General features: G+C 68.8%; 12 protein-coding genes. 4 read left to right on the top strand and 8 right to left on the bottom strand.

Features of this window, described 5'->3' with window-relative positions; genetic code table 11:
• Positions 1-17 precede the first annotated feature (17 nt).
• Positions 18-1,361 carry an allantoinase AllB gene (gene allB / locus ACZ3HV_RS04465; protein WP_465680836.1) on the top strand — a complete coding sequence of 448 codons (1,344 nt, stop codon included), beginning with the start codon at positions 18-20 and terminating at the stop codon, positions 1,359-1,361.
• Complete coding sequence (locus ACZ3HV_RS04460; RefSeq protein WP_465680834.1) at positions 1,358-2,182, top strand: bifunctional allantoicase/(S)-ureidoglycine aminohydrolase; 825 nt, start codon at positions 1,358-1,360, stop codon at positions 2,180-2,182. The genes allB and ACZ3HV_RS04460 overlap by 4 nt, the downstream gene beginning before the upstream one ends.
• On the opposite strand, the gene ACZ3HV_RS04455 is transcribed toward ACZ3HV_RS04460, so the two are convergent.
• From ACZ3HV_RS04455 to ACZ3HV_RS04445, 3 genes are all read right to left on the bottom strand, one after another.
• A complete protein-coding gene (locus ACZ3HV_RS04455; RefSeq protein WP_465680832.1) occupies positions 2,179-2,613 on the bottom strand; it encodes a GNAT family N-acetyltransferase in 435 nt (144 codons plus the stop codon). The genes ACZ3HV_RS04460 and ACZ3HV_RS04455 overlap by 4 nt on opposite strands.
• A gap of 77 nt (positions 2,614-2,690) precedes the next feature.
• Positions 2,691-4,529, bottom strand: a complete 1,839-nt coding sequence (locus ACZ3HV_RS04450) for a DUF222 domain-containing protein (RefSeq protein WP_465680830.1) — start codon at positions 4,527-4,529, stop codon at positions 2,691-2,693.
• A gap of 166 nt (positions 4,530-4,695) precedes the next feature.
• Positions 4,696-5,235, bottom strand: a complete 540-nt coding sequence (locus ACZ3HV_RS04445) for a GNAT family N-acetyltransferase (RefSeq protein WP_465680828.1) — start codon at positions 5,233-5,235, stop codon at positions 4,696-4,698.
• Between the two features lie 93 nt (positions 5,236-5,328).
• On the opposite strand from ACZ3HV_RS04445, the gene ACZ3HV_RS04440 reads away from it, so the two are divergent.
• Positions 5,329-6,096 (top strand): SDR family NAD(P)-dependent oxidoreductase, encoded by a 768-nt coding sequence (locus tag ACZ3HV_RS04440; RefSeq protein ID WP_465680826.1) that lies wholly within the window; start codon positions 5,329-5,331, stop codon positions 6,094-6,096.
• A gap of 105 nt (positions 6,097-6,201) precedes the next feature.
• Here ACZ3HV_RS04440 and ACZ3HV_RS04435 read toward each other — a convergent pair whose 3' ends face one another.
• Both ACZ3HV_RS04435 and ACZ3HV_RS04430 read right to left on the bottom strand, forming a co-directional pair.
• A complete protein-coding gene (locus ACZ3HV_RS04435; protein WP_465680824.1) occupies positions 6,202-6,996 on the bottom strand; it encodes an ABC transporter permease in 795 nt (264 codons plus the stop codon).
• Between the two features lie 118 nt (positions 6,997-7,114).
• Positions 7,115-8,068 carry an ATP-binding cassette domain-containing protein gene (locus ACZ3HV_RS04430; protein WP_465680822.1) on the bottom strand — a complete coding sequence of 318 codons (954 nt, stop codon included), beginning with the start codon at positions 8,066-8,068 and terminating at the stop codon, positions 7,115-7,117.
• Between the two features lie 96 nt (positions 8,069-8,164).
• Here ACZ3HV_RS04430 and ACZ3HV_RS04425 point away from each other — a divergent pair, with 96 nt between their 5' ends.
• Positions 8,165-8,938: a TetR/AcrR family transcriptional regulator gene (locus ACZ3HV_RS04425; protein WP_465680820.1), complete on the top strand. Its 774-nt coding sequence runs from the start codon at positions 8,165-8,167 to the stop codon at positions 8,936-8,938.
• On the opposite strand, the gene ACZ3HV_RS04420 is transcribed toward ACZ3HV_RS04425, so the two are convergent.
• The 3 genes from ACZ3HV_RS04420 to ACZ3HV_RS04410 form a co-directional block, all read right to left on the bottom strand.
• Positions 8,935-9,537 carry an FMN reductase gene (locus ACZ3HV_RS04420; protein WP_465680818.1) on the bottom strand — a complete coding sequence of 201 codons (603 nt, stop codon included), beginning with the start codon at positions 9,535-9,537 and terminating at the stop codon, positions 8,935-8,937. The genes ACZ3HV_RS04425 and ACZ3HV_RS04420 overlap by 4 nt on opposite strands.
• On the bottom strand, positions 9,534-10,646 hold the full coding sequence (locus ACZ3HV_RS04415; protein ID WP_465680816.1) for an LLM class flavin-dependent oxidoreductase: 1,113 nt from the start codon (positions 10,644-10,646) through the stop codon (positions 9,534-9,536). The genes ACZ3HV_RS04420 and ACZ3HV_RS04415 overlap by 4 nt, the downstream gene beginning before the upstream one ends.
• A 111-nt stretch (positions 10,647-10,757) precedes the next feature.
• Positions 10,758-11,264, bottom strand: coding sequence for a hypothetical protein (locus ACZ3HV_RS04410; RefSeq protein WP_465680814.1), 507 nt, complete (start codon positions 11,262-11,264; stop codon positions 10,758-10,760).
• Positions 11,265-11,283 lie beyond the last annotated feature (19 nt).

Genomic DNA, 11,283 nt, shown 5'->3' with positions numbered 1-11,283 from the left:
GCGAAGCGAGGACGTGGATGAGCTTGCTGGACCTCGTGATCCGGGCTCGCCGGGCGGTGCGTACGGCGGGCGAGACGGCCTGTGCCGTCGGGGTCCGGGACGGGCGGATCGTCGCGATCGCGCCGTACGACGCCGATCTCGACGCCGCCACGGACGTGCGGCTGGCCGAGGACGAAGGACTGCTCCCGGGCCTGATCGACTCTCACGTGCACGTCAACGACCCCGGCCGTACCGAGTGGGAAGGCTTCACCTCCGCAACGCGCGCCGCCGCGGCCGGTGGTGTCACCACGATCATCGACATGCCGCTCAACAGCATCCCGCCGACCTGCGACCCGCCGGCGCTCGACCTCAAACGCAAGACCGCCCAGACCCAGTCGTACGTCGACGTCGGCTTCTGGGGCGGCGCGATCCCGGGTAACGTCCCCGAGCTCCGCCCACTCCACGAGGCCGGCGTCTTCGGCTTCAAGTGCTTCCTGCTGCACTCGGGCGTCGACGAGTTCCCGCCGCTGGACCCCGCGCAGGTCGAGGCTGCGATGCGCGAGATCAGTACGTTCGACGGCTTGCTGATCGTGCACGCCGAGGATGCCCACCGGATCGACGACGCACCGCCGGCGAACGGTGCGAGCTACCTCGACTTCCTGCACTCCCGCCCGCGCGAAGCGGAGAACGAGGCCGTTGCGCACGTCATCGAGCTGGCCCGCGCGACCGGCTGTCGCGTGCACATCCTGCACGTCTCCAGCTCCGAGGTCCTGCCGATCATCGCCAAGGCCTGCGAGAACGGCGTCCGGATCACCGCCGAGACCTGCCCGCACTACCTGACCTTCACCGCGGAGGAGATCCCCGACGGCGCGACGCAGTACAAATGCTGCCCGCCGATCCGCGAGGCCGCCAACCGCGACCTCCTCTGGGACGGGCTCAGAGACGGCACGATCGACCTGGTTGTCTCCGACCATTCGCCGTCGACGATCGACCTCAAGAACCTGGACACCGGCGACTTCGGCACCGCCTGGGGTGGCATCGCCTCGCTGCAGCTCGGCCTACCGGCAGTCTGGACCGAGGCCCGCCGCCGCGGCTTCACGCTGACCGACGTCGTCCGCTGGATGTCCGCCGCCCCGGCCGCGCAGACCGGATTGCGCACCAAGGGCCGGCTCGAGGTCGGCTACGACGCCGACTTCTGCGTCCTCGCCCCCGACGAGTCCTTCGTCGTGGACGCGAAGACCCTGCGGCACAAGAACGCCATCACGCCGTACGACGGACGCACGCTCGACGGCGTCGTCCGCAGCACCTGGCTGCGCGGCGAACCCGTCGACACCGAAGCCGGCCCCCGTGGCCGCTTGCTGACCCGAGGAGGACAAGGATGAGCTACTACGCCCCGAAGGGTGGACTGCCCGCGCAGACCGACCTCACCACCGACCGCGCGGTCTTCACCGAGGCGTACGCCGTCCTCCCGCGCGGCACGATGCGCGACATCGTCACCAGCCGGCTCCCGTTCTGGGAGGACACCCGGCTGTGGGTGATCGCCCGGCCGCTGTCCGGGTTCGCCGAGACGTTCTCGCAGTACATCGTCGAGGTCGCGCCGGGCGGCGGTAGCGACAAGCCCGAGACCGACCCGGCCGCCGAGGCCGTCCTGTTCGTTGTCCAAGGCAACTTGGTACTCACGGTCGCCGGCGAGAAGCACGCACTCGCGCCGGGCGGGTACGCGTTCCTGCCACCGGGCGGCGACTGGACCCTGCGGAACACGAGTGACGCGGTCGCCACCTTCCACCTGGTCCGCAAGGCGTACGAGCGGATCGAGGGCATCGACGTACCCCCGGCCTTCGTCACCAACGAGGCCGACGTCGAGGGCATCGCGATGCCGGGCACCGAGGGTCGCTGGAAGACCCAGCGGTTCGCCGACCCGGACGACGTACGGCACGACATGCACGTCAACATCGTCAGCTTCGAGCCCGGCGGCGTGATCCCGTTCCCCGAGACCCACGTGATGGAGCATGGCCTCTACGTCCTCGAGGGCAAGGCGGTCTACCTCCTCAACAAGGACTGGGTCGAGGTCCAGGAGGGCGACTTCATGTGGCTGCGCGCCTTCTGCCCGCAGGCCTGCTACGCCGGCGGCCCGGGCCGCTTCCGCTACCTCCTCTACAAAGACGTCAACCGCCACCCCAAACTGCCGCAGCGATTCCTCTAGTCGAGGCTCTTGCTGAGGAAGATCCGGCTGATGCCGGCCTCGCTCGGGATCCGCCCGAACTCGGTCCAGCCGTGGCGTTTGTAGAAGTCGGGCGCCTGGAAGTTGATCGTGTAAACGACGCCGCTGACACAGCCCCGGTCCCGGGCCTCGGCTTCTGCCTGCTGAAGGACCCGGCTCCCGAGGCCCGACCCGCGCAGCGCATCCGGCAGATAGAGCAGATCGACGAACCACAGCCCCAGCGAGGTCCGGCCGGTCAACCCGCCGAGGGTCTGCCCGGTCGAGGGGTCCTTCACGAGCACAGCCAGTGCCCGCCGGTCCTGAACCCCGCTCGCGCTGAGGTTGAATTCGTCCAGCGAATCCGCGACCACGGCGACCTCAGCATCGGTCGGATCGTCGGTCAGTACGACGTCGAGGGCGGGATGAGTGTCCACAATCGGACCGTATCCGCGGCCTCCGACAGTTCGGTTGACCTGTCTGGCGGGGCTGAACTCGGCGCCGGGTGTTGCGATCATGCTCCTGGCATCGCCCTGAAAGTGCCGGTAGGTGTGACATGGAAGGCGAATCCGTGGGGCGTGGTCCATTCCAGAGTCTTGTAGTCGAGGCGGTGGACGGTCCATCCGGGGGCGTGGGTCTTGACCCGGTGGCCGAAGCGGCCCAGCGGTGCGAGGTTCAGGGTGCTGGTTTGGCCGGGTGGGCCGAGGAGGTCGTAGGGGTGGAGGTGGTCCAGGTCCATGCCGTGGTGGGTTTCTTGGGTGCCGTAGGGGAAGAGTTCGACGGGGTGGGTGAGTTTGATGTGTTCGCGGATGCGGTCGGGGGTTTCGTAGGCGTCGACGCTGACGGCGTCGTTGAGGTCGATGACGGGCTTGACGGTGTAGGGGCTGTGGCCGACGAGGTCGCTCAGTTGGTCGGCAAGCAGGGGGCCGATGCCTTCGGCGCGGAGTACGCCGGTGCCGGTGGCGAGGGTGTGGTCGGTGAGGTGGACGTAGATCTCGGTCTGTCCCGGGTGTAACCGTCCACCGTGGCGGGTGCCGCAGCCGGTGTGATTTGTGCTGTCGCCGGTGGTGGGGCTGGTGTAGGCGTCATGTTTGATCTGCGCGAGGCGGGCGCGCAGGGTCCGTTGGGCGGCGGCGTCCATAGGTTCGCCGCCGTCGTCGGGGTCGAGGCGTAGGCCGGGATCGGATGGGTCGAACGGCTCGATCGGCACGGTGTCTGGGGTGTCGAGGGGGTCGGGCAGGTCGCTGGTGCTGGGGTGGGGTGCGTCGCGGTCGGCCTCGTTGTCCGGACCCGGCTCGCTCCAGTCGCTCGCCGAGTCGGTGGCTGCGTCGTGGCGGAGGTCTTCGTCGGTGCGCCAGGCGCCGGCTCCGGTGCCTGCGGCAGAGGTGGTGGGATCGGGATAGGTAGGTCCGCTTGTGGAGGCGGCCGGGTGGGCGATCACGCGATCGGGAGAGGGGGATGGGGTCGGGGAGTGGTCGGTGCCGGACTCGGCGGTGCGGACGGTGTGCAGCGCACCGGAGTCTGGGGGCGTGGTGTCCTGGGCGGTTGCTGGGGTGGTGAGGTGGTGGTGGCGGGCTTGGGTGAGGAGTTCTTGGGTGTAGCGGGCGTCGGCGATGATGCCGACCGCGTCCGCGCGCCGGTGTTGGACCGGGCGGGTGTCGCCGAGGGTCTTCAACGCGTCGGCGATCGCGTCGAGGGTCGCCTCGTTGCGGATGACTGCGCCGGCGGCGGCTTTGATGTACATGGTCTTGGTGCCGTGCTCGTTGCTGTGCCCGACGAACACGCCCCGTTCGCGGGTCTTCTCGTCGGCCTCGGCTCTGGCCAGGTCGGCATCGGCGTGCATCTTCGCGGCCTGGACGATCTTCTTCAGCCGGTACGGGGTGATGGAGTCGATGAGTCGCGCGATCCGCTGGTCGACGTAGGCGGCGGCGTCCTCGGACAGCTCCGCGCAGTCGGCCACGATCCGGCACGCCTTCCACGGGGTGGCCTCACCGGCCTGGACCCTGGCCCAGGTGAAGGGGAACCGGTGCCGCAGCGCCAAGGCTTGGCCGAGGTAGTTGGCGGCGACCCGCTGGGAGATCCCCAGCATGACCGCGAACTCGGCGATTGCGAACTCCAGGATCTCCGGGCAGCCGTCGCCACCCAGCACCACCGCCCGTTCCCGGCCGTCGTAGGACCGGCGGCCCGCCCGGCCTGGCTGCGCCGATGGGTGCGCGGATGGGTGGTAGCGGTCGGCGTAGATCTGGGCGTGTTCGAGGAGGCGGGCGTCGGACCGGTTGGCCTCGGCGCGGTGTTCGGCGGCCGATTCCAGCAGGTCGGCTGTCGATAGCGTCGCCAGGTCTCCTTCGAACATGTGTGCGATTCTATGCACCGCTATCAGATCGCGGCAAATCCAGCGGGGGCCCCGACAGCCCTTATCCACAAGGGGAAACCTCACACGGCTCTGGAGAGGAGAACTGGATAACCAACGCCGCCTGATCGGCCTCCGACTGCTTGCTGGGTGCAGATCCAGGCGGACGTCAGACGCTGATGGAGACTGGGCGCTGGGGCGGGATCAGCGGGTCCGTGATCAGGCGGGCGTGGCGCTCGACGTCGTACCGGGAGCCGTCGTACGCGAGGCGTTGGCGTTCGAGGCCCTCGGAGAGGAAGCCCGCGCCGGCCGCGACCGCGCAGGACGCGGGATTGTTGAGGCGGTGGCCGAGCTCGAGCCGGTAGAGGCCGGCGTCGTGGTGGGCCCAGTCGGCGAGAGCGCGGAGCGCGTCCCGGGCGACGCCGTGGCCGCGGATGTCGGCGAGGGTCCAATACCAGGTCCAGCCCACCTGGTGGCGGTCGATGTTCGTCACGGCCACGCACCCGATCGGGTGGTCGTCGGCATCGGCGACGGCGTACACGTGCCCGTTGTCCAGGTCAGCGACGCGGCCGATCCAGTCCACCGCGGACGCCCGGTCCACGATCCCGCCCTGGGTTCTCATCTCGGGATCCTGGTGAGCCGCGGCCAGCCGCAGCGCGTCAGCTGTCCGCCACCGCCGCAGCCCCAGCTCCCCGAGCGCGTATCCCATCCATCGAATCTACCGCCCACTCCGCACGAGCAACCGCGCTCGCGGCGCGTTCCCCGGCGCACGACCGTGGGCGATCGGGAGAGGATAGGGCGTATGGGATATCTGGATTTCAGGGATCAGGTCGTGGTGGTGACGGGCGCCAGCAGTGGGATCGGGGCTGCGGCGGCGGTGGGATTCGCGGAGACCGGGGCGACGCTCGCGCTGCACTACCACCGCAACTCCGACGGCGCGAAGCACACGGTGGGCGCGGTGCAGACGGCCGGCGGTACGGCGTCCCTGCACCAGGCGGACCTGGCCGACCCGAAGTCGGCCGACGGTTTCATCGACGACGTACTCGCGGAGCACGGCCGGATCGATGTACTGGTGAACAACGCCGGTGACCTGGTCAAGCGGACCGCGGTGGCCGACGTACCGGACGAGGAGTTCCACCGGATCCTGGACGTGAACCTGACGTCGGTGTTCGCGCTCAGCCGCCGGATCGTGCCGGTGTTCCGCGCCCAGGGCGGTGGCGCGATCGTCAACGTGACCTCGATCGCCGGCCGCAACGGCGGTGGCGGCGGGTCGGTCGTCTACGCGACCAGCAAAGGCGCGGTCAGCACCTTCACCCGCGGACTGGCCAAGGAGCTCGCGCCCGAGGGTATCCGGGTCAACGCGATCGCGCCCGGTGTCATCAAGACCCCGTTCCACGACCGGCACACCGGCGACGAGCAGCTGACCGCGCTGGTCGGCACCATCCCGATGGGCCGCACCGGTACCCCGCACGAGTGCGTCGGCACCATCCTCTTCCTCGCCTCCGACCGGATGGCCTCCTACGTCACCGGCCAGATCATCGAGGTCAATGGCGGCCAACTGATGCCGTAGGCGGACTCCCGCCACTCACCAACCTCGATCCGTCGCCCCGCTGCACGCTCACCGGGAGGTGCGGCCGGCGTTGGATCGAGGTTTGGTGAGTGGCGGAGGTCCGGCTCAGCGGGAGAGGGTGCGGAAGCGGTGGGCGGAGAGGGGGAGGAAGACTGCGATCAGTAGGGCGGGCGCGATGAGGGCGGCCTGTTCGGCGTGGGTGCCGATCCAGGTCGCGGTGGCCGACGGGTCGGGGTTGCCGAACAGGGCGCGGGAGGCCGTGGCCGTCGCGGACAGCGGGTTCCACTGGGCAATGGTGCCGAGCCAGGACGGCATCGTCGAGGTGGCGACGAAGGCGCTGGACAGGAAGCCGATAGGCCAGACCAAGACCTGGATCATCGTCACGCTCTGCGCGTTCTTCACCGTCAGTCCGATGAAAATCCCCATCCACAGCAACGCGAACCGCAGCAGCAGGAGCAACCCGAACGCACCCAGCGCGGACGGCAGCCCCTCGTGCCACCGCCAGCCGAGCGCGAGCCCGGTCGCGACCAGCACGAGCAGCGTCACCATCGAATCGAGCATGTCCGCGATGCACCGCCCGAGCACGACCGCCGCCGAGCTCATCGGCAACGACCGGAAGCGGTCCGTCACCCCTTTGTCCTTGTCCTGAGTGACCGCGGTCATCGTGCCCTCCAGCCCGAAGAGCATCGACAGCGCGAAGATCCCCGGCACGAGCAGCTCGTAGTACGACTCACCGTCGGGGAAGTCCATCGCGCCGCCCAGCAACGCGCCGAACATCAGCAACATCAGCACCGGGAAGAACCAGTTGAAGATCACGATCCCCGGCTGCATCCGCCAGTGCACCAGCGTCCGCCGCGCGATCGTCCAACTGTCCGCCAGCGCCCATCCGAGCGTGGTCATGGGGCCTCCCGGCCTGAACTGAGGAGCGGAGGGAGCGAAGCGAGTGGAGCGACGAGGGAAGGCCGGAAGTCAAAGCCCCATGACCCTGCCGGTGCCGAAGGCCCGGCCAAAAGCACCGTCATGCGGCCACCTCTGGTCCCGTCAGGTGTAGGAAGACCTCGTCCAGGGTGGGTCTGCGCAAAGTGATGTCCTCCGGTTCGATCTTTGCCTCATGCAACGAGTTGGCGATCACCACCAGGGCTTTGGTGCGGTCCTTGACCGGCACGCTGATCCGCACGTCGCTCACCCGGATATCCCCGTCCGCCAGGGGTTTCGCCAGTTCGACCACTGTGGTGACGTCCAAGGGATCCGTGAGTACGAGATCCAGCCAGTCCGACCCGAGTCGGGACTTCAGCTCGTCCGGGGTGCCCTCGGCAACGACCTTGCCATCCTTGAGCATCGAGATCCGGTTCGCCAGTTGATCCGCCTCCTCCAGGTACTGCGTGGTCAGCAGCACCGTCGTTCCGCCGTCGACCAGTTGCCGTACGGCGGACCACACCTCGAGCCGCCCGGCCGGGTCCAGACCGGTCGTCGGCTCGTCCACGAAGAGCACCCGTGGGGCCACGATCAGGCTCGCCGCGAGGTCGAGCCGCCGCCGCATGCCGCCGGAGTACTTGCTGACCGCCTGCCCGGCCGCGTCCGTCAGGCTGAACCGCTCGAGCAGTTCGTCCGCCCGGAGTACGGCGGCGGCGTGCCCCAGGTGGTTCAGCCGGCCGAACATGACCAGGTTCTGCCGTCCGGTCAGGACTTCGTCGATCGCGGCGTACTGCCCGACCAGCCCGATCCGGCGCCGGACCTCGGCGCCCTGCCGGCGGACGTCGTACCCCGCGATGGTCGCCGTACCGGAATCCAGTTCCAGCAGCGTGGAGAGGATCCGCACCGCTGTCGTCTTGCCGGCGCCGTTGGGGCCGAGCAGCCCCGTCACCGTGCCGGCCGTGACCTCCAGGTCGAATCCGTTCAGGCCGGCCCCCTCGGTGCCGCCTTTGTAGTGCTTCCGTACGCCGACGGCCTCGATCACACGTTCCGTAGTCACGTCCCACCTCTCGCCCGGTTGAGTCGTAGACTGTACCGTACACTGTACGACTCAGGTACGATCGGGTCGACGACGACCGGCTGGAGAATGTTCCCGTTGACTGGAAAGAAGGTGGCCGCGCCCGATCCGGCGCGCAGCCTGGCGCTGCTCTGGGGAAGTCATACAAAGGCCGGCCGCTCCGGCCTGACCGTCCGCGCGATCGTGGACGCCGCGATCGAGCTGGCCGACGCGCAGGGGCTCGAGGCGGTCTCGATGCGGATGGTCGCCGAGCGGCTGAAGGCCGGCACGATGTCGCTCTACACCCACGTGCCCGGCAAGGGTGAGCTGACCGACCTGATGTTCGACCGTGTGTACGGCGACCTGTACGCCGACGTCGACGAGCCGGCTGGTCAGCCCGGGGGATGGCGGGGAGCTCTGGAGTTCATCGCCCACCGCAACTGGGACGTCCTGACCGAGCACCCGTGGATCCACGAGGTCCCGACAATGCGTACGGCGCTGGGCCCGAACATCACGAAGAAGTACGAGGCCGAGCTACGTCCCCTGGACGGCCTCGGCCTCACGGATGTCGAGATGGACTCCGCCCTCACCCTGGTTCTCACCCACGTCCAGGGCACCGCCCGCGCCGGCGCGGAACAACTCCGCACCCAACGCGATTCCGGCCTCACCGACGAGGAGTGGTGGCGTCAGATCTCGCCGACCCTCACGCACGTGATGTCCGGTACGGCTCAGCACCTCCCCGTCGCCGGCCGCGTCGGCACCGCGGTCGGCGAACACTTCCAATCCGTCCTCGACCCAGCCCACGCTCTGGCGTTCGGCCTGACCAGGATCCTCGACGGGATCGGTCTGCTGATCGAGGAGCGGTCCGCCTAGCTGTTGAGCAGGTCCTCGAACGGGGTGGGGTTGTCGTACGGGTCGGTCGGGGTCGGTTTCTCATGGTGAAGCGCCGCGACCAAGTCGGTGGCTGCTTGCGCGATGCGGGTGCGGAGCTTGGCCGCGTTCGGGCCCCAGTCGGTCGAGGCGGCGTATACGGCGGTCGAGACCGGGGCTGCCTTCAGGTAGGCGAACAACGGGCGCAGGGCGAACTCGAGGACCAGCGAGTGCCGCTCGGTACCGCCGGTTGCCGCGAGCAGGACGGGCTTGCCGGCCAGGGCTTGGTCATCCAGTACGTCGAAGAACATCTTGAAGAGCCCGGAGTACGACGCGCTGAAGGTCGGGCTGACCACGATCAGCGCATCGGCCGCGGTCACCGTGTCCAGAACGGTCCGCAAGGACGCCGTCGGGAAGCCGGTGAGCAGGTTGTTGGTCAGGTCGTGCGCGTGGTCGCGCACCTCGATCAGCTCGATCCGAGACTCGATCCCGCGGCCGGACAGCTCGTCCTGGACCGCGGCCGCAAGCTGGTCGGCGAGCAGCCGGGACGACGACGGCGTCGTCAGCCCGGCCGTCACCACAGCGATCACTCGCTCGGTCATACCGTCGGCTCCTCGATCGTCTCCAGGTCGCGCGCCCGCTCGGCGGCGGCCTTCAGTGAAGCATGCGTCGGCGCGTCCGGCACGTGCGCCGGCTTCTTCGCCGCGAACTCCCTGCGCAGCACCGGAACCACCTCTTCGCCGAGGATGTCCAGCTGCTCCAGCACGGTCTTCAACGGCAACCCGGCGTGGTCCATCAGGAACAGCTGCCGCTGGTAGTCACCGAAGGCCTCCCGGAACGACAGCGTCCGCTCGATCACTTCCTGCGGGCTGCCGACCGTCAGCGGAGTCTCCCGGGTGAAGTCCTCCAGCGACGGGCCGTGTCCGTACACCGGCGCGTTGTCGAAGTACGGCCGGAACTCCCGGACGGCGTCCTGCGAGTTCTTGCGCATGAACACCTGGCCGCCGAGACCGACGATCGCCTGGTCCGCGGCGCCGTGCCCGTAGTGCTCGAAGCGGCTGCGGTAGAGCTCGATCATCCGCGCCGTGTGGGTGATCGGCCAGAAGATGTTGTTGTGGAAGAACCCGTCACCGTAGTACGCCGCCTGCTCGGCGATCTCGGGTGACCGGATCGAGCCGTGCCAGACGAACGGCGGTACGCCGTCGAGCGGCCGCGGGGTCGACGTGAACCCCTGCAGCGGCGTACGGAACTTGCCTTCCCAGTCGACGACCTCCTCGCGCCAGAGCCGGCGCAGGAGGGCGTAGTTCTCGACCGCGAGCGCGATGCCGTTGCGGATGTCCTGACCGAACCACGGGTACACCGGACCAGTGTTGCCGCGCCCCATCATCAGGTCGACCCGGCCCTCGGCCAGGTGCTGCAGCATCGCGTAGTCCTCGGCGATCTTCACCGGGTCGTTGGTGGTGATCAGGGTCGTCGAGGTGGACAGGATGATCTTCGACGTCTTCGCGGCGATGAACCCGAGCTGCGTGGTCGGCGACGACGGCACGAACGGCGGGTTGTGGTGCTCACCCTGCGCGAACACGTCTAGGCCGACCTCTTCGGCCTTCAAGGCGATGGCCACCATCGCCTTGATCCGCTCGCCCTCGCTCACGGTCGTCCCGGTCGTCGGGTCCTCGGTCACATCCCCGACGCTGAACACACCGAACTGCATCTGTCCTCCTCGCTCGCACCTGCACCAGGTAGTTCACTATTAAACTACCAGAACGCCACTCCCCGGCGAGTCATTCCCCGCACCGCCCCGCGTGGCCGACGTGTACCGCGGTCAGAGTCCGGGATACTCGATCACGGTCTCGGCCGACCGGGCGGCGAGTTGCCAGCTCTGCCGCCGGAAGGCCAGCACGATGCAGGCGAGTGCTGCGCTGCTGACCAGCGCGGCGCCGACGATCAGCGTGACGTCGCCGGTGAGGCCGCCGGTCACGACGAGCCCGAGCCCGACGACGACAGCGCAGACTGCCAGTGTGATCGCCGCGGGCCGGCTCTGCCAGACCCAGCGACCGCCCTGCTCGACTTCGGCGGCCAGGCCGGTCGCAAAGGTTCGCAGCTCGCCGTCCCAGGGTGCGAGCTCGAGGATCTGCGCGGCCGCCTGCCGGCAGAGCCGGCGCTGTCGCTCGCTGGCGATCAGCCGGACCTGATAGACGGTGACGGCGAGCGACGCCTCGGTCATTCGCCGAATGGCCCGGGCCAGCTGCGCCCGAAGCTCGTTGTCGTCCGGTTGCGCGAGCAGCTCTCGGTGCAACCGCTCGACGTCGGCGGCGGGATCCTCAGCCATCGGTCACGTCCTGTTTCGT

This window comes from Kribbella sp. NPDC020701 (assembly GCF_055562215.1).
This window is presented reverse-complemented; position numbering and strand designations above follow the sequence as displayed.